Consider the following 17,550-nt stretch of genomic DNA (forward strand, 5'->3'; position numbering starts at 1 on the left):
AGACCTGCGCTACGGTCGTACGAGACCTACGCATTCGACGTCCAGGCGAGAGGGGATCCATGGCCGGCACCGACCCTGAAGCAGTGCAGCCCGACGATGGGCTCGATGCGATAGACCGCTCGCTGATCGTGGCTCTGCAGGCAGATGGGCGCCTGACCTACGCCGAACTCGGCGCGGAAGTCGGGCTCTCCGCGGGCGGCGCTCGACTTCGCGTCCGCCGGCTCGAGGAGCGTGGAATCGTGCAGGTCGTCGGAGTCACCGACCCCCTCAAGCTGGGTTACGAGCGCATGGCGATGCTCCACCTGTCGGTCGAGGGCGACGTCCAGAGGGTCGCCGACGAGATCGGCGCGCTCGAAGGAGTCATCTACCTCGTCGTCGGCGCCGGCTCATACGACCTGCTCGTCGAGGTCATCGCCGTGAACGCCGAAGCTCTGCTCGAACTGATCAACGGGCGCATCCGCACGATCCCCGGCGTCTCGCGCTGCGAGACCTTCTCGTACTACAACATCCACACGCACCGGTTCACCTGGGGTCCGCGGTAGCCCGGTCGTCGACGACGTCGGTGAAGCTCAGCGCCGGGGGTTGCCGGCGGAATCCCCGGGTCAGCACGGCCAGGTAGACGATACCGACAGCCATCCAGCTCAGCCCGACGATGAAGGTCGTCTGAGTCAGGGACGTCCACAACCACACGGTGAGCCCGAATCCGACCAGCGGCACGATCCCGTAGACGACCCAGTCGCGTGCCGTCGCCGCCTCCGCTCGTCCGCCCTTCGGGAAGAGATGGTGGCGGATCACCGAGAGGTTGACCATCGAGAAGGCGACGAGCGCCCCGAACGAGATCATCGAGGCGGCGACATCGAGTGTGATGAACAACGCCAGCAGCGAGACGGTCGAGACGGCGATCGCCGCTCCAAGCGGCGTGCGGAACCGCTTGTGCAACCGCGCGAAGAAGCGAGGGAACACTCCGTCCCGCGCCATCGAGTAGATGATCCTGGACACACTGACCTGCGTGGTGAGTCCCGAGCCGAAAGCGCCCACCACATAGACCGCGACGAAGAACGACGTGAGGAGCGTGCCGCCGACCTTCGCCATCAGGTCCACCCCGGCTGAGTCGAGGTCGACGAACGCCTGGTAGTCGGGAGCCACCAGCGCGCCGATCCACGAGACGACGATGAAGAGGGCGCCGCCGATCAGCGTGGTGAGGACGATGGCACGCGGGATGTCGCGGCGAGGGTTCTTCGCCTCCTCGGACAGGGTCGAGACCGCGTCGAAACCGAGGAACGAGAGGGCAAGCACGGCCGCCCCCGAGAAGATGACCCCCAGACCACCGGAACCGGGCAGGAGCGGGGCCAGCAGACCGGGGGTCTCCGCCGAGGGGTTGCTGAGGAGTTCCTTGATCCCGAGGGCGACGAACACGACGACAAGCAGAACGGACAGAGCGACGATCGCGACGTTGAGCTTGGCCACGAGGGCGATGCCGAGCACGTTGAACAGGAGCACCAGCAGCAGAGCCGCGAGCGCGAAGACCCATCCGGGGATCGCAGGGAACTGGGTGTTGAGGTAGATGCCGATCAGGAGGAAGTTGATCATCGGCAGGAAGAGGTAGTCGAGCATCAGCGTCCAGCCGGTGAGGAATCCGACGTGCCGCCCGAAGCTCCGCTGCGTGTAGGTGTACGCCGATCCGGCCGACGGGAACGCCCGGGACATGAATCCGTAACTGACGGCCGTGAAGAGCATGGCGACCAACGCGACGATGTAGGCCGCCGGCAGGTGGTTGTCGGTCGAGGCGGTCACGATTCCGTAGGTCGTGAAGACGGTGACGGGCGCGAGGTAGGTCAGCCCGAAGAGAAGAAGGGCACCGGGCCCCAGTGCGCGTCTGAGTCGAGGCGTGGGTGCATCGTCCGAATTCTTCACCGAGTTGTCTCCCTGTCGCGGTCCGGTCATGTCGTTCGTGCTTCCTGGATCGTGTTGCCCCCGTCGACGACGATGAGCTGGCCGGTGAGGTACGAGCAGGCCGGGCTGGCGAGGAACGCCACGACGCCGGCGATCTCGTCGGGTCGCCCGGAACGGCCGACCGGCGTGTTCGTGCCGAATCCGATCTCCTCGTCTGTGGCGGACTCTGTGGCGATCCAGCCGGGGGCGACGGCGTTGGCGACGATGCCGTGCGGCGCCAACTCGAGGGCGAGCGCTCTGGTCAGGCCCACAAGGCCTGCCTTGGCCGCGTGGTAGGCGACGTCGCCCGCGAAGGCGGCCACCGGGCCCGAGACGGAGGAGACGGTGACGACGCGCCCGTATCCCCTGCGGGTCATGTCGGCGGCAGCTGCGCGCGAGACCAGGAACGCCGTCGTGAGGTTCCGTTCGATGCCACTGACCCACTGCTCCACGGTGATGTCGAGAATGCCGGCTTGCTCCTGGGGGCTGTTCGAAGCGGTCATCCCTGCGTTGTTGACGAGGATGTCCACCCCGCCGAACCGGCGGACCGTCTCCTGCACCAGCAACTCGGCCTGCAGAGGGTCGGTGAGGTCGCCCACGAATGCTCCGCTCCGGATGCCGCGGCTCTCCAGCTCCGCCTGACGATCGAGCACTCGGGTTCCGTGACCTGCGACGACGACGGCCGCACCCGCCAGACCCAGCGCCACAGCCGAGGCGAAACCGATCCCGTGCGCGCTCCCCGCTCCGGTCACGATCGCCGTCTGCCCGGCCAGTACTCCCCCGGCGGCAGGCTCCTCCCGGTGCTGCATCACCGCCCGCTTCGCGCGGTGAGGATCCGGTCGAGCGCCTCGACGAAGAAGTCGACGCTCTCGATCGTGATGTTCAGGGGCGGCTTGATCTTGAGCACGTTCTTGTAGTCACCGGTCGGCTGCACGATGCAGCCCGCCCGGAGCAGCTCCTCGCAGATCTCCGACGCCTCGAGAGTCGCCGGCTCCAACAGGACGCGGTCCCGCACGAGCTCGACACCCAGGTACAGGCCCAGGCCATGGACGGCGCCGATGATGTCGTGGCGTTCCTGGAGCGCGACGAGTTTCGCCTTCAGGTCACCGCCGACGATCCGCGCATTCTCCTGCAGGCCTTCCTCCTGCAGGATGTCGAGCACGGCAAGTCCGACGATGCAACTGACCGGGCTGCCTCCGGCGGAGGAGAACATACTGCCCTCTTCGGCGAACTTCTCAGCGATGTCCCGTCGGGTGATGACGGCGCCGAGCGGCTGCCCGTTGCCCATCCCCTTCGCGATGGTGATGATGTCCGGTGTCACGCCCTGCTGTTCGGCGCCCCAGAAGAACTCGCCGAGGCGGCCGTACCCGACCTGCACTTCGTCGGAGATCGTGAGCGCACCGCGGGCTCTCACCCTGTCGAAGACGCTCGCCAGATACCCGTCCGGCAGCAGCACGCCGCCGGCGTTGCCGAAGACAGGTTCGCCGATGAAGGCCGCCAGGCCCACGCCGTCTCTGTCGAGAGCATCGAGTTGGGCATCGAGATCCGCGAGATGGTGGACCACAGCATCGGCACCGCGATACTTTCCGCGGAAGGGATGGGGCGCATCCATCACCTGCACCCAGTCGGGCCGGGTCTCCAGCGCGCGGGGATTGTCCCCGATCGACGACGAGACCGCGTCGGCTCCCACCGTCCACCCGTGGTACGCCTCTTTGAACGCGAGCACAGCGTCGTTCCCGGTGTATGCCTTGGCCAACCGCAACGCCAGATCGACAGCCTCGCTCCCGCTGTTGACCAGGAAGACGGTGTCCAGCCCGTCTGGCGCCAGGGCGACGAGCCGTTCGGTGAAGCGCGGCAGCACGCCGTAGTTGAAACGGGAGTTGGTGTTCAACAGCGACCACTGGTTGCTGACGGCTTCGACCAGCCGCGGATGAGCGTGGCCCGTCAGAGCGACGTTGTTCACCAGGTCGACGTAGCACTGTGCGTGAACGTCGATGAGGTGTTCCCGCCACCCGCGTTCCATCTCCGGAGGTTCTCGGTAGTAGTGCTCCTGAACCTCGGCGAACGTGGCGAGTCGCCGGTGCAGCACGTCTTCGCTCCGCAGTTCGGGGGCGGAGAGCTCGATGCCGAAGAGCGGAGAGGGGTCTGGGCAGACACGCAGCCAGATCTCGGCCTCTGACGGCGTGGCGAAGAACTTCGGGCGCACTCCGGCGATGCGCGTCACCTGGACCGTGACATGCACGCGGGCATCGGGCCGAGCCGGATCCCGCCGCGCCACCCCGAGGCGATCGCCCGCGGCGAGGTGGCCCGCTGCAGCGGGGTCGAGTCCGGTGAACCAGATCTCGTATCCGGCCGCCTCCAGAACCAGCGCATCCCCCTCCATCCGGCTGGCGCCGTCCACCGGCGCGGTGAAGACCGTTCCGGGTGCCGGCACGAGTTCCACGCCCAACGCGAGCGTCGCCGTCTCCTCGGTCTGGTGAGGCGTCGCTCGCGTCAGCCGGTACTCGCCGTAGCGCATGACTGCGGTTCCGGATGTCGCGGAGGTGCGCGCTGCGAGAACGGCCTCAGCATCGTGCTCCAGCCAGATCCCGTCCCGGAGTTCCGGGTTGACGACGGAGAGGTCGAGAACGGAGAGCGGCGCGGCCGCTAGCAGAAGCGCGGCAGGGCGGTCGATGGCGGCGCGACTGGCGAGGCGGACGCGAGCCTGGATCAGCGCGCGCATCACCCCGGAGTCCTGCGCCGCAGCGACGTCGAAGGCGATCCATTCGTGGTCGCGGTTCTCCGAGGCGTAGTGGTTCGCATCATCGACGGCGACCTGCTGCTCTCCGCTGACGACGAGTACAGCGGCTCTGAGCACAATCAGGTCCCACAGAGCGGCGAGTTCATCGTCGGTCAGCGGTGTGTGCCTGACGAAGGCGTCGATCGTCTCGAGGATGATCAGCGGTGTCCGCGGGTTGTGATGGAGGATGGAGGCGCACGTCACGGCGAGTTCGGCGACGACCCAACTGTCGGCAACGTCGCCGAAGTCGATGACACCGAGCCCGGCACCGTGTTTCATCACGACGTTGTCATCGGTGATGTCACCGTGGATGGGCTGCGACCTGAGCTTGACCGTCAACAGTTGCAGCGCCGCCTGGGCTGTCGCCACGGCCGAACGGATGTGCTCGCGGCGCACGGGGTCGGGCACGTGGGGCAGGTACATCTGCACGACGTCGGCCGCGATCCGGAGGTTCCACTGGGTCACCCGCTCCGTACCGGGATGCACGAAGCCGTCCAGTGCCGCCGCGAGACGACCGGCGGTGTCCCCCAGGGAGCGGGCCTGTTCGACGGAGAAGACGCCACGATCGGTCAGCGGTTCTCCCGGGACGAAGGTGAGAAGTCGCACGTCGAGGTCGACGCCGCCGACGTGCACGGCACGGATGGCAGATCCATCGATCGACGGAATGCTTAGGGGAACGTCGATGCCGGCCTCGTTCACCCGCCTGGCTGCGGCGTCCTGCGCGTCGAGCTCCTGGGTGGAGAAGGCCGGATTGGAGAACTTCAGGAGCCACCGGGACTCACCGTCGTCGATGAGGAAGTTGCGATCCTGCTGACTCCCCAGTTCGCTCGTCCGCCCGGACACACGAAACAGATCCCTGGCAACGACTGTCGCGTCGTGTTCCGTCACAGACGGCCGAGGAAGGGAGGGTGCGGAGAAGAAGTCGTAGTTCGTCATCTGATGGGTTCCAGCCGATCTGAGTGCGGCGTGAGTATTCCCACCCGTCAAGGCGCAATCATTCCATAATATTCAGTTAAATGCGCAAAATACTAATGTTTATTTAGACAATCTTCTATTTTGATGCTCCTCAAAACAACTGCCATGTGGCATGATTGCTGCGGATCCGTTATCAGAACGGGCTCTTTTCGACGGAATGAGTGGAATGAACCCCCTGGAACGGGATGTTGTCGTCATCGGTGCTGGAGTGACGGGGCTCACCGCCGCGCGTCAGTTGCAGCGAGAGGGACTGTCGGTCATCGTGCTGGAAGCCCGAGATCGTGTCGGAGGCCGGCTGTGGACAGACCACAGGGAGGGTCAGCTCTACGAAATCGGCGGCCAGTGGGTCTCACCCGACCAGACCGCTCTCCTGGAGACCCTCGCCGAACTCGACCTCGAGACGTATTCGCGGTATCGCGGGGGCGAGAGCGTCTACATCGGCGCTGACGACGTGCCCCGGCGTTTCACCGGCGACATCTTCCCGGCCGCGGAATCGACGAAGGTCGAAATCGAACGCCTCATCGGTCGGCTCGATGAGATGACGGCGGAGATCGACCCTGCCGCCCCGTGGCAGCACCCCGATGCCGTCGAACTCGACCAGGTGTCCTTCCGAGGCTGGCTCGAACAGCAGACCGGGGACGGTGAGGCGAGGGACAACATCGCCCTCTTCATCGCCGATGCCATGCTCACGAAGCCGGCGCACGCATTCTCCCTCCTGCAGGCACTCCTGATGGCGTCGAGCGCGGGCAGCTTCAGCAATCTGGTCGACGCCGACTTCATCCTCGACAAGCGCGTGGTCGGCGGGTTGCAGCAGGTGCCGCTGGCATTCGCGGCCGAGCTGTCGCCCGACGATCTCCGCCTGGAGCAGCCCGTCCGGCGCATCCGCTGGTCTGCAGCTGCCCTGCCGGCTGACGCTGACGCAGACGAAGTGGTCGAAGTGAGCACGGATGATCTCGTCGTTCGGGCACGCAGGGTGATTGTGGCTCTGCCGCCCACACTCCAGAACCGGATCGAGTACGCACCCAACCTCCCCCGCCTTCGCCAACAGTCGAACCAGCACCAGTCCATGGGCCTCGTGATCAAGGTCCATGCGAGCTACGAGTCACCCTTCTGGCGCGAAGACGGACTCTCGGCGACAGCGTTCAGCCCCTACCAGCTCGTGCACGAGGCCTACGACAACTCCAACTTCGGCGAGACCCGGGGCACCCTCGTCGGATTCATCGCCAGCGAGAAGGCCGACGCCGTTCTCACCCTCCCGGCCGACGAACGAAAGCGCGCCATCCTCGAATCGCTCGCACGCTACTACGGCCCGAAAGCCCTTGACCCCGTCGTCTACTTCGAGAGCGACTGGGCGGCCGAGGAATGGACCCAGGGCGCCTACGCGACGAGCTTCGACCTCGGCGGACTCGCCCGGTACGGAGCTCTCCAGCTCGAACCCGTCGGCCCCCTCCGCTTCGGTTCGAGCGACGTGGCGGCAGCAGGTTACCAGCACGTCGACGGCGCCATCCGCGTCGGACGGCGCCTCGCGGCCGAGACCGTCGAAAGCCTTCGATCGGCCGCGAACCCCAGGTAGTGCAAAGCGGTGTCAGCCAGACGCCATGGCACCTGACGCCGACCGCCCTGCCGAGCTGCAGGCCGACGCCTTCATCGCTACCCGAGCCAGTCCCTGATCGTGGCGGCCACGAGGCCGAGGTCGGATTCGAGCAGGAAGTGTCCGCCGTCGATGAGCTCGATGCGAGCGTCGGGGGCGTCACGGGTGAACGCCCGTGCGCCGGCAGCGTCGAAGATCTCGTCGTTGCGTCCCCAGATCGCAAGGACCGGTACGTGGGAGGTGCGGAGCCAGGCGTGCACTGCCGGGTAGAGGTCCCGGTTCGTGGTGTAGTCGCGGAACAGCGCAAGCTGCACATCGTTCTGTCCGGCTCGCGCGAGGAGCGCGAGGTCGTGCTCCCAGGCGTCGGGGTCGACAGTCGTCGGGTCTGGGACGCCGTGGGTGTACTGCCATTCGACCGCTTCCCGGCCAAGGGCTGGTCGGAGCGCGTCACGCGTCTCGGTGGTGCGTTCGGCGGCGTCGGCCCAGATCGGGTTCCAGAAGCTCGGTACGAAGCCCTCTTCGTAGGCGTTGCCGTTCTGGGAGATGACCCCCACGATGGCGGCGGGGTCGCCGAGGGCGAGGCGCCAACCGATTGGAGCGCCGTAGTCCTGGACGTAGATCGTGTACTTTGCCACCCCGATGGCCCTGAGGAACTGTGCGGTCACGCGGGCAAGAGCTTCGAAGGTGTACTCGAAATCGTCGACCGAGGGGGCGGAGGAGCGCCCGAAGCCGATGTGGTCCGGGGCGATGACGCGGTAGTGGTCGGCCAGCGCCGGGATGAGGTGCCGGAACATGTGGGAGCTGGTCGGGTACCCGTGCAGGAGCAGGAGCACCGGGGCGTCGGCAGGGCCGGCTTCGCGGTAGAAGACATCGAGCCCGTCGACAGAGACGGTGCGGTGGTGGACGGTCGTCATTACTAACCTCTTAAGTTTGATTTACTGGTTAGCACGACGGTAGCATGGACCCATCGCCCGAATGACGAGAGAACGGAGAACGATGCTTCAGGATGAGGAGCTGCTGCTGGCCCTGTTGAACAGTGCGCCTGTCGTCGAGGGCGTGGCGACGGACGGTCTCGAGGGAGCGGCCGGGCGAGACGTTGCGCGCAGCTGGGGCGGGACAGGATCCGCGGACGAACTCGTGCGCATCCGACGTGCGCGGCAGGCACTCCAGACCATCGTCCGCGAGGGTGATCGAGGAACGGTCGCAGAGCTCGCGGGCATCCTCGACACCGCCGTGCGCACGCCACGCGTGACCCCGGATGGCGTGGTCTGGGAACTTCTCATTCCCGACGACCACCGGCTCGCAGCAGGGGCTGTGCTGGCGTGGTCGAGCGTGATCGCCGAGTTCCCGGGTCGCCTCCGCGCTTGCGCCAATGATGAATGCCGCCTGTTTCTCGTCGATCACAGTCGCCCCGGCACCGCGAAGTGGTGCTCCATGGCAGCCTGCGGCAACAGGATGAAGGCACGCACGCACGCACGCCGGGCACGGAGCTGAACCTGATGTTGCCACCACGGAAAGACGCAGGCGCCTCGCATCTGGCGGGCAGACGACTCCCGGACGCCTCCTTGGCCGCGACGGACGGCCGCGACGTCCGGTTGCGGTCCTACGAGGAGGGGCGGTGGGTTCTCTTCGTCTACCCCCGCACGGGCGTGCCGGGACAGGCCGAGCCCGACAACTGGTCGGAGATTCCCGGGGCGAAGGGATGCACCGCGGAGGCCTGCAGCTTCCGGGACAACCTCGATGCATTGACAGAGGCCACATCACGCACACGTTCTTTCCTGTCTTTCCCGTCGAAGAACACGTTTCCGAGGTCGTGCAGTGGTTGTCCGAGAATCCCGCGAGGCAGGTCCACGGCAGCCCTCACAGGCATTAGACAGCCAAGACTGTCGTGTAACTCCCGGCGAGGGTGGCGTTCGTCGGCGTCACTCCGAGGACGATCCGCAGCAGGGGTCAACCGTCACCTCTACGCGTTAGTCGGGGCGGGGGAGCCGACCTCGTCGGCTTGCGCTAGCAGCAAGACGGGCGGTGGGCTCTCGGCATGTCGCGCCCGAGCGCGCGGACAGCTTCCGTGATCCCTGTCTGCCCCTCATTCAGCTCCAGGATCTGCTGGCTGATGGATGCTTCGAGCAACACCGCCTCGAGGACAGCGGCCACGTCATCACGAGATATTCGACCGTGTTCTTCGGCGGGCCCCAGCGAGACCAGATCCGATCCGGAGTCATCCGTCAAGAGGGAGGGACGGAGGATCACCCAGTCGATATGCTGACGGGCCAGGCGCACTTCCGCTCTCTTCTTGACTGCAAAGTAGTGTTCCTCGTCGTCACTCAGTGATCGCTCACGCCACGCTTCAGGCAGAACGGACAAGAGAATCAATCGCGTCCCTGGAGAGCGCTCGACTGCCTCCGCCACGCGGCCGAGGGCGGCGAAGTCGATGTCATCCGTCATGCACTTCGGACCAGCAAGAATGCGAACAGCTGGGATACTCGTCAGCCTCAGTGATGAACGCGCGCTACATCAAGCCTTCACGCGCAGCGCCCGACCACACTGCTATTCTGGTCGGGCGCCACTTGCGGATGTAGTTCAGTGGCAGAACTTCAGCTTCCCAAGCTGATAGCGCGGGTTCGATTCCCGTCATCCGCTCCATCAGTACCATGCACCATCAGAGTCCTCTCAAGGAGGCAGTGTGGCGAGGGGCGACGGGGCACCATTCGGCTGGCAGTGCCTGCGCTGCGGCACCATCGCACGCAGCCCCGAAAAGCCCTGCGCCGCCTGCGCGGCCACGATCTTCGAGTGCGTCGCTCTGCCAGAGCCTGGGGCTCCCCCGAAGTCGTCGCTCAGCGAACGGCTGGCCCGGATGCTGCGAACCAACCGCCCGTGAGCGCCCGGGTCTCGGGTCGGGGCCGTGGGCAAGGATGCCCGGATCTCCGTGTCCGTTCCGCTGCCTGTCAGTCCGAGGAAGCGGCGCGAGCGGCCTCCTCGATGCGCGACCGGTAGGCGGCCCACGAGGCGGCGCTCCGAGTGGGGATGTTCGGATCGGCGGGGCCGTTGCCGAGCCGCCCGTCGATCAGCTCCCGCACGATGTCGGCGTGGCCGGCGTGACGGGCCGTCTCGGCGATCATGTGCACGAGGATCTGGTGGAGGGTCACGGTTCGGCGCTCCGGCTGCCACCACGGGACCGACCCCGTGGAAGCGAGGTCGAGCACCTCGATGGTGGCGTCGGCGTGAGCGGCCGAGAAGTGGTGGAAGTCGAGGATGTCGGCGCTCGACTGAGTGGCGGGAACCCAGAGGTCGGCGTCTTCGAAGGCGTCAGCGAGTGATTCAGCATCCGCGGGCGGCGGGGCTGGCTCGCCTTCCGCCGGAGCGGTGGCCGCCGCCGCGCCAGCGGCATCCAGAGCCGTGATCTGCTCCGCCACGGGATGCGTCGCGGGGCGCTCGAAGACCTCGCCGAAGTAGCCGAGCTGCACGCTCGCCACATGCTTCACGAGGCCGAGCAGGTTGGTTCCGGAGGGTGTCAGCGGGCGCCGCATGTCGTACTCGCTCAGCCCGTCGAGCGTGCCGAGCAGGTCGGCCCGGCGGATGCGGAGGTAGCCGTGCAGGGTCTCTTTCTCGTCCATGCACCCCACTCTGCCAAAGCGTCAGCGCGCTGACGACCCGCGCACCCGATCGCTTTCCCGTCTGCGCACGAAGACCGCGAGAAGGCGGCACAAACGGGGAAGCCGGCGGAACCCGTACCATTGACGCGGCGCTCCGATCCTGCTCGGCGCGCACCGACGCAGAAGGAAACACACGTGACGACACTCCCCCGGCTGGTGGCATTCGACCTCGACGACACTCTCGCCCCCTCGAAATCGCCGCTCGACCCGGCGATGGCGGCACTGCTGATCGAGCTGCTCGACGTCACCGAGGTGTGCATCATCTCAGGTGGCCAGATCGCCCAGTTCCGGATGCAGGTCATCGACAACCTCACCAGCGCCAGCGACACGCAACTCGAGCACCTGCACCTGATGCCGACCTGCGGCACGCAGTACTACCTGCACCAGAACGGCGAGTGGAACCAGATCTACGCCCAGAACCTGACCGACGACGAGAAGGCGCGCGCCCTCGACGCCGTCGAACGCGTCGCCCGGAAGCTCGGCTATTGGGAGACGGAGACGTGGGGCCCGATCCTCGAGGACAGGGGGTCGCAGATCACGTTCTCGGCGCTCGGCCAGGCAGCGCCCGTTGCCGCGAAGACGGCGTGGGACCCGACGGGTGAGAAGAAGAACACCCTCCGCGAAGCGGCGCAGGCCGAGCTCCCCGACCTCGAGGTGCGGGCCGGCGGATCGACGAGCGTCGACATCACCCGCCGGGGCATCGACAAGGCCTACGGCATGACGAAGCTCGCGGATCTCACGGGCATCCCCCTCGACGACATGCTGTTCGTGGGCGACCGGCTCGACGAGAGCGGCAACGACTACCCGGTGAAGGTTCTGGGCGTCGAGTGCGTGGCCGTCGAGGGCTGGCACGACACGGCCGCCTACCTCGGGAAGCTGATCCCGGAGCTCCGGGCCGCGAAGTCGGCCGAGTAGGGGCGCCGGTGGCGAGGTGAACGAGCCGGGCGGCGGGGCGGCGGGTGCAGACGCGCTGCCGCTGACGGATGCCCAGCTCGACCACCTCCGACACGAACTGCACCGGCAACAGAGCGCTCTCCGCACGGAGCTCCGGCGCATGACGGGGTCGCTCGCCGACGTGCGCGAGGCTCGGAGCGACGCCTCGGCCGACGACGAGCACGACCCGGAGGGCCCGACGCTCTCGTCGGAGTGGTCGCGCATCGCCGGCGTGACAGATGAACTCGAACGTTCGGTGGCCGCGACCGGCGCCGCGCTCGAACGCCTCGCGGCGGGCACCTTCGGAACGTGCATCCGGTGCGGGCGGCAGATCGGCTTCGGGCGTCTGGATGCCCGGCCCTCGGCCGCGCTCTGCATCACCTGCGCGCGCCTGGCCTGATCTCTCCCCTCGCGGCCGCGCTCCCCCGTCACCCGTCGGCGTTCACCGCGTAGGTCGCGCCCTGCACCGTGAGCTGGCCGGTTCCGTTCCAGTTCGTGCGGAGTTGCAGCGTGGCCGGCACGATGTTCTCCAGCTCGACGACGCGGCTCACCGTCACCTCGGCCCCGGCGGTACCTGTCAGCGCCTCCTCCGGCGGAGCCGTGGCATGCGCCGGCACAGGCTGCCAGCTCCCGACGACGACCGAGGTCGGAGCCGTGCTCGTGTAGGTGAGGGTGAGCGTGTAGCTGCCGGCCCGCATCAGGGTGATCGGCCCCTCCGTGAAGGGGCCGGCCGTCTGGCCAGTGGCCGCCGAGGCCGAGACCCCGCCGGGCTCCGCCTCGCCCTGGAGCACGACGAGCTCGGAGGCCCGGTAGTGCCGCGTCGGAGCCGGGCTGTCGGCGGTGAGGCCCGCGAGCAGCACTGCGGCAGAGAGGCCGGCAGCAACGGGCATCCAGACCGCAGGGCGCGCCAGGCGCCCCAGACGCCCCCGGCCTGCCGCGAATCCGGTGAGGAGCAGCATGAGCACCACGGCCGCCCAGACGTAGTTCGGCAGGAAGGCGGAGGCCCACGATTCGTCGTAGAGGGCCGGCAGGGCGTTCTGCAGGGGAAAGAAGAACACGCTGTAATTCAGGAGCCACGGCAGGGGATCCTGCCGGTAGAGAAGTCGTCCCCCGAACTCGAGGAACGTCGGTGAGAAGGTCAGCACGGCCCAGAACGCCGCAGAGAGGGCGACGCCGATGGCGCAGACGATCATCCAGACCACCCGGCGTCGTTCGGCGAGGAGGCCGAGGGCGAACAGGGTTGCGATACCGAACACCAGCGCACCCGCGTACTGGAACCGACCGTTCAGCGAGTACCCGCCGTACTCATTCGCCAGGAGGGCGTTGGGCACGATCAGGGCGAGGAGAACCAGCGCCCAGACGAGCGCGAAGCGCCTCCTCGCCGCAACGAGGAGGCCCACTCCGACGAGGCCGGCGAAGGCGATCGGACTCTGGAACACGATGCCCTGGTTCTGATCGATCGCCAGCCCGGCGAAAGCCATCAGTGCGGCAGGCCCCACGTCGAAGGCCCCCGGCTCATAGGGCCCCGTGAGGTTCGAGAACGCGTACAGGTTGACGGCGAACAGGAGGCCGAGCAGCAGGGCGACGGGCATCACGATGACAGCGGCGCGACCCCAGCGGCGAGAGCGCCCGGAGCCTCGGGTCACGTGTTCGCGCCGAACGATCGCCACGGCGAGCGCGGCCGCGAGAATGAGGGCCGGCAGAGCGAACTTGATCTGCAGCAGCGGTAGGTAGCCCACCGCCACACCCATCAGCGCCTCGCGCCAGACCGGCCGGCTCCGGGTCGCCGTCAGCAGCCAGTAGAGACCCACGAGACACAGCACGCCCGCGGGGATGTCGGGAAAGATCTGGTTCGCCCCCGGCAGCAGGGGCATGCCGAGGCCGACGGCCGCGACCGAGACCGCGCGAACCGTCGTCGACGCCATGAAGACGCCGCTGATCTTCCAGAACAGCAGGAGCGCGGCGCCTCCCACCAGAACCAGGAACACCTTGACGCCGAGCACCCCCTGAAGGGCGTACGGCACGGCGATCAGGAGGGGAAGCCCGAAGCTGTGGATGTTGAAGAGACCGTGCGGGCCGAGGTAGGCGTGGGTGTTGGCCGGTGTCGGCGCTTCGGCGATGGTCCCCCCGAAGAACAGCCCCTGCTCGAATGCCTCCCGGTAGGGAACGGTCTGCTCGAGCGTGTGGTCGACGAGGATGCCCCGGGCGATCACCAGGTAGTGCGGTTCATCCCCGGTGAGGGTGAAGCCGGCGTTCTGCCACGCGAGCAGGGTGGTGAGCGCGGCGGTGAGGTAGAGGAGCAGGATGCCCGCGGGAATCATCGCGGTGCGGAACCGTGGCAGCCAGATCACCTCCCGAAGCTACCGCACCGCCGGCTCCGAAACCGAGGCGGAGCTGCTCGAGGTCGAACCGACTGAGCTCGAGCGGGCCGAGGCCGAGATCACGCGGTGGAGCACTTCGCGGAGCTCCTCGAGTTCGGCGACCGACATGTCCAGCGCCGCTGCGACCCGTGGCGGGATCGTCTCAGCCGCGGCCCGGAGGGCCTGGCCGGTCTCGGTGAGGGTGATGTCGAGCATCCGTTCGTCTGCAGCGTTCCGCTCGCGGCGGAGGTGCCCGGCCGCCTCGAGCCTCCGCAGCAGCGGCGAGAGGGTCGCGGGTTCGAGGCTGAGCGCCGAGGCGAGGCCCCGGAGGGAGCGCGGGCTCTGCTCCCAGAGCGCGAGCATCACGAGGTACTGCGGGTGGGTGAGCCCGAGGGGGTCGAGGATCGGCCGGTAGAGCCCGATCACATTCCGGGCCGCGACGGCCAGGGCGTAACAGACCTGGTTCTCGAGGGCGAGTGGATCCTCGGTCGATGTCGTCGAATGTGGCATTTCCCGTCCAATCAGTTAGTACACTAATGATATGGGAACGAACGATCCGCACAAGCCGACGCTGAAGGAGGCCGGCGGGCTGGGCAACTGGCTGAACGCACGCCTCTTCCCCTACCTCGGGCCGCCGCCCCTCGGTCCGATCGACACCGAATCCGCCGAGTCGAAGGCCGCCCGGGCGCAAGCGGGGTCGTGCCCGCTCTGCGGGAACCTGATGTCCGACCACGAGATCGATCGCTCCGGCGAGCGCACGCAGCTCTACTGCCCCCCAGCCGCCTGACGCTCCCAGCGGAATCCGCGGCCGCAATGAGAGGCCGGCTGACGCAGATCTGCTGAATGGGAATTACCAACCCAGTTCTGCGTTGGCGTAGAGACCGGTCGTCGAGCGACGACCGTCCCTCGGACCAGGAGCACACCATGTCGACATCCCTCAGCGGATCAACCGTTCTGATCACCGGAGCGAACGGAGGCCTCGGCGTGCAGTTCGTCACGCAGGCCCTCGCCCGAGGAGCTGCGAAGGTGTACGCCAGCGCGCGCACGCCGCGCCTCTGGGACGACCCCCGCGTCGTGCCGCTCGCGCTCGACGTGACCGACGAGGCATCCGTCGCCGCCGCAGCCGAGCTCGCCGGCGACGTCACGATCGTGGTCAACAACGCGGGCATCCCGGGAAGCGGGGCGCTGGTGACAGAAAGCCTGGCCGAGGTCCGCAGGGTCTTCGACACCAACTTCTTCGGCGCCCTCGCCGTGGCGCAGAAGTTCGCGCCCGTGCTCGCCCGGAACGGCGGCGGAGCCCTCCTCGACGTGCATTCCGTGCTCAGCTGGATCGGTCTCGCCGGAACGTACAGCGCATCGAAGGCGGCGTTCTGGTCGGCGACGAACTCCCTTCGCATCGAACTCGCCCCGCAGGGCACCCAGGTCGTCGGCCTCCACCTCGGCTACACAGACACGCCGATGACAGCCGGGATCGATGCCCCGATGAACGATCCGGCCGACGTCGTGCGGGCAGCCTACGACGGACTCGAGGCCGGCGAACTCGAAGTGCTCGCCGACGAGCTGAGCGCCAGCGTCAAGGCCGGGCTCGCCGGGCCGATCGGCGCGCTCTACCCGCAGTTCGCCTCGGTGTCATAGCGCGTTGCGGTGGGCGGTGGGAGGGGGGCGGTCGGAGGGCCGGCCCCCCACCGCGCCTCAGCCGATGCGGGCGACCTTCACCGCGATGCTGAGCTGCTGCAGAGGATCGGTGAGGGCCGGAGCGAGCTGTTCGGCGATCGCGTCGTAGACGTCGCGGCACACCTGCGTGGCGGGCACCGCTTCGCTCACACCGATCGTCACGGCGACGACGAGCTCGCCGTCCACCTCCGACACCGCCACCAGGTCGGGCTCCACGACTCCGCGGGTGACGAGCTGCGTCACCTTCGACGCCGTGGCGACGACCACCGGCGCCGACGAGTAGACCTCGGTGACTCCGGGCACGTTCCGCACCGTCTCGGTCAGCGCGAGGGTCACAGCGGTTCGGTCATCCATCTCGGGCCTCTCACTCGATCTCTTCGACAGACGCCTCACCGAGGCTCCGCGACAGATGCACATCGTGCACCGTCACGTCGATCGCCACGATGTTCAGCTCCGTGTGCTTCAGCAGTTCCGCATAGATCGCCTCGCGGATGCGCGCCGCAGCCAGCGGGATCGACTCTCCCCAGAAGACGCTGGCGTCGACGAGCACCGAGACGGGCTCGCCCGGCACTCCCACTTCGCCCTGCAGGGTGCAGCGGCCGATCAGCACGCCCGAGACCGTGTCGCCAGCCGCCCGGATGAGCCCGCGAACGGCTCCCTCCGTGAGAATGAGCGAGGCCTGGGCCGACGGATGCTGCACGGGGATGCTCCGCCCGGCCTGCGCCTCGAAGCCGATGCTGTTCAGGATGCCCGCGATGAAGCTCTCGTCTGTTGCCGGTTGCTCCGCGACATCCGATTCCAGCAGCGCCAGCGAGATGGTGCGGAGCCGCAGCATGGCAGCCAGCGCGATCTGGCAGCCGGGCGACGACTCGATGCTGGGGTCGAGGGGCTGGCGGCCTGCCGCGAGGTAGTCGCTCAGCTCGTCGATGGTGTGGCCGTCGAGGTCGGCCGGTTCGAAGCCTTCGAGTTCGATGTCGTCGGTCATCGCCACGCCTCCATCTCTCGGATCAGGTTCTTGCGGGCCCGCGCCAGCACGCCACGAACAGTCGAGACGGGCAGGTCGAGTTCCCGGGCGATGTCGTCGTAACTGTACCCGGCGATCTCCTTGAGGACCCAGCACTGGCGCTGCTCGGCCGGCATGTCATTCAGGGCGCGGCTGAGGGCCGCCTCCCGGGAGTGGGCCTCAGCGACCTGCGGCGGCGTGCTCGAGTGCGGCGCCTCCTGCTCGTGGTCGTCGATGTCGACGTGGAGCTTGCGCACACGGATGCGGTCGATGCTCTTGCGGCTCACGATCCGCATCAGCCAGCTCTTCACAACGCTCGGGTCGGTGAGCGTCGACAGCTGCTGCCAGGCCGTGATGAAGGATTCCTGCACCACATCGTCGGTCTCGTCGTTCGAACCGAGCACCCGGGTCGCGTAGGCCCGCATCAGCGGGCTGTACCGGCGCACCAGCACCTCGAACGCCCGCACGTCACCGTCGGCCGCGCGGCCCGCGAGGGTGCGGTCGTCGGCGTCGGTGAGCGAGGGCACGGATCGTGCTTCCATCCGATTACGCCTCCACTCACGAGCATCCACCATCCGACCACTTGCACACATCGGAAAAAAAGTTCAAGTGGTGGCGTGACGATTCTGTCACTGCCACCGTCCTAGTAG

The 17,550-nt window shown here is 67.5% G+C and carries 18 protein-coding genes and 1 tRNA gene; 8 read left to right on the plus strand and 11 right to left on the minus strand.

Going from position 1 to position 17,550, the window contains the following annotated elements; translation table 11 throughout:
• Window positions 1-59: 59 nt before the first annotated feature.
• Window positions 60-542 (plus strand): Lrp/AsnC family transcriptional regulator, encoded by a 483-nt coding sequence (locus B7R21_RS17595; protein ID WP_116284565.1) that lies wholly within the window; start codon window positions 60-62, stop codon window positions 540-542.
• On the opposite strand, the gene B7R21_RS17600 is transcribed toward B7R21_RS17595, so the two are convergent.
• Genes B7R21_RS17600 through B7R21_RS17610 form a run of 3 tightly spaced genes read right to left on the minus strand, consistent with a single transcriptional unit; the run spans window position 523 to window position 5,647 of the window.
• Complete coding sequence (locus B7R21_RS17600) at window positions 523-1,944, minus strand: APC family permease (RefSeq protein ID WP_116284566.1); 1,422 nt, start codon at window positions 1,942-1,944, stop codon at window positions 523-525. The genes B7R21_RS17595 and B7R21_RS17600 overlap by 20 nt on opposite strands.
• Entirely contained in the window at window positions 1,941-2,741 is an 801-nt protein-coding gene (locus B7R21_RS17605; RefSeq protein WP_116284567.1) for an SDR family NAD(P)-dependent oxidoreductase, read from the minus strand. The genes B7R21_RS17600 and B7R21_RS17605 overlap by 4 nt, the downstream gene beginning before the upstream one ends.
• A complete protein-coding gene (locus B7R21_RS17610) occupies window positions 2,741-5,647 on the minus strand; it encodes an aminotransferase (protein WP_116284568.1) in 2,907 nt (968 codons plus the stop codon). Before B7R21_RS17610 ends, B7R21_RS17605 begins: the two co-directional genes overlap by 1 nt.
• A 205-nt stretch (window positions 5,648-5,852) precedes the next feature.
• Here B7R21_RS17610 and B7R21_RS17615 point away from each other — a divergent pair, with 205 nt between their 5' ends.
• Window positions 5,853-7,259 (plus strand): flavin monoamine oxidase family protein, encoded by a 1,407-nt coding sequence (locus tag B7R21_RS17615; protein WP_116284569.1) that lies wholly within the window; start codon window positions 5,853-5,855, stop codon window positions 7,257-7,259.
• Window positions 7,260-7,336: 77 nt separating this feature from the next.
• Here B7R21_RS17615 and B7R21_RS17620 read toward each other — a convergent pair whose 3' ends face one another.
• The gene (locus B7R21_RS17620; protein ID WP_116284570.1) at window positions 7,337-8,191 is read right to left on the minus strand and encodes an alpha/beta fold hydrolase; all 855 of its coding nucleotides are present in this window, start codon (window positions 8,189-8,191) and stop codon (window positions 7,337-7,339) included.
• Window positions 8,192-8,252: 61 nt separating this feature from the next.
• On the opposite strand from B7R21_RS17620, the gene B7R21_RS17625 reads away from it, so the two are divergent.
• The gene (locus tag B7R21_RS17625) at window positions 8,253-8,771 is read left to right on the plus strand and encodes a CGNR zinc finger domain-containing protein (RefSeq protein WP_253259896.1); all 519 of its coding nucleotides are present in this window, start codon (window positions 8,253-8,255) and stop codon (window positions 8,769-8,771) included.
• Window positions 8,772-9,284: 513 nt separating this feature from the next.
• Here the strand turns inward: B7R21_RS17625 and B7R21_RS17635 are convergent.
• On the minus strand, window positions 9,285-9,722 hold the full coding sequence (locus tag B7R21_RS17635) for an NAD(P)H-binding protein (RefSeq protein WP_116284572.1): 438 nt from the start codon (window positions 9,720-9,722) through the stop codon (window positions 9,285-9,287).
• Between the two features lie 124 nt (window positions 9,723-9,846).
• Here B7R21_RS17635 and B7R21_RS17640 point away from each other — a divergent pair.
• Window positions 9,847-9,920: transfer RNA gene (locus tag B7R21_RS17640), tRNA-Gly, on the plus strand.
• Window positions 9,921-10,222: 302 nt separating this feature from the next.
• Here the strand turns inward: B7R21_RS17640 and B7R21_RS17645 are convergent.
• On the minus strand, window positions 10,223-10,891 hold the full coding sequence (locus tag B7R21_RS17645; protein WP_116284573.1) for a DinB family protein: 669 nt from the start codon (window positions 10,889-10,891) through the stop codon (window positions 10,223-10,225).
• Between the two features lie 174 nt (window positions 10,892-11,065).
• Between B7R21_RS17645 and B7R21_RS17650 the strand changes: the two genes are divergently transcribed.
• Both B7R21_RS17650 and B7R21_RS17655 read left to right on the plus strand, forming a co-directional pair.
• Entirely contained in the window at window positions 11,066-11,845 is a 780-nt protein-coding gene (locus tag B7R21_RS17650; RefSeq protein ID WP_116284574.1) for an HAD-IIB family hydrolase, read from the plus strand.
• 16 nt (window positions 11,846-11,861) lie between these two features.
• The gene (locus B7R21_RS17655) at window positions 11,862-12,263 is read left to right on the plus strand and encodes a TraR/DksA family transcriptional regulator (RefSeq protein ID WP_253259897.1); all 402 of its coding nucleotides are present in this window, start codon (window positions 11,862-11,864) and stop codon (window positions 12,261-12,263) included.
• Between the two features lie 28 nt (window positions 12,264-12,291).
• On the opposite strand, the gene B7R21_RS17660 is transcribed toward B7R21_RS17655, so the two are convergent.
• Window positions 12,292-14,214 (minus strand): hypothetical protein, encoded by a 1,923-nt coding sequence (locus B7R21_RS17660; protein WP_116284575.1) that lies wholly within the window; start codon window positions 14,212-14,214, stop codon window positions 12,292-12,294.
• Window positions 14,215-14,223: 9 nt separating this feature from the next.
• A complete protein-coding gene (locus tag B7R21_RS17665; RefSeq protein WP_116284576.1) occupies window positions 14,224-14,733 on the minus strand; it encodes a MarR family winged helix-turn-helix transcriptional regulator in 510 nt (169 codons plus the stop codon).
• A 31-nt stretch (window positions 14,734-14,764) separates the two neighbouring features.
• Between B7R21_RS17665 and B7R21_RS17670 the strand changes: the two genes are divergently transcribed.
• Entirely contained in the window at window positions 14,765-15,010 is a 246-nt protein-coding gene (locus tag B7R21_RS17670; RefSeq protein ID WP_116284577.1) for a hypothetical protein, read from the plus strand.
• Between the two features lie 137 nt (window positions 15,011-15,147).
• Complete coding sequence (locus B7R21_RS17675; RefSeq protein ID WP_116284578.1) at window positions 15,148-15,858, plus strand: SDR family oxidoreductase; 711 nt, start codon at window positions 15,148-15,150, stop codon at window positions 15,856-15,858.
• Window positions 15,859-15,915: 57 nt separating this feature from the next.
• Here the strand turns inward: B7R21_RS17675 and B7R21_RS17680 are convergent, their stop codons facing one another.
• The 3 genes from B7R21_RS17680 to B7R21_RS17690 are packed head-to-tail and all read right to left on the minus strand — an operon-like array spanning window position 15,916 to window position 17,427.
• Window positions 15,916-16,251 (minus strand): hypothetical protein, encoded by a 336-nt coding sequence (locus tag B7R21_RS17680; protein ID WP_116284579.1) that lies wholly within the window; start codon window positions 16,249-16,251, stop codon window positions 15,916-15,918.
• Between the two features lie 10 nt (window positions 16,252-16,261).
• On the minus strand, window positions 16,262-16,882 hold the full coding sequence (locus B7R21_RS17685) for an Asp23/Gls24 family envelope stress response protein (protein ID WP_116284580.1): 621 nt from the start codon (window positions 16,880-16,882) through the stop codon (window positions 16,262-16,264).
• Window positions 16,879-17,427 carry an RNA polymerase sigma factor gene (locus tag B7R21_RS17690; RefSeq protein WP_437184196.1) on the minus strand — a complete coding sequence of 183 codons (549 nt, stop codon included), beginning with the start codon at window positions 17,425-17,427 and terminating at the stop codon, window positions 16,879-16,881. Before B7R21_RS17690 ends, B7R21_RS17685 begins: the two co-directional genes overlap by 4 nt.
• Window positions 17,428-17,550 lie beyond the last annotated feature (123 nt).

Source organism: Subtercola boreus (genome assembly GCF_003399625.1).
GTDB lineage: Bacteria > Actinomycetota > Actinomycetes > Actinomycetales > Microbacteriaceae > Subtercola > Subtercola boreus_C.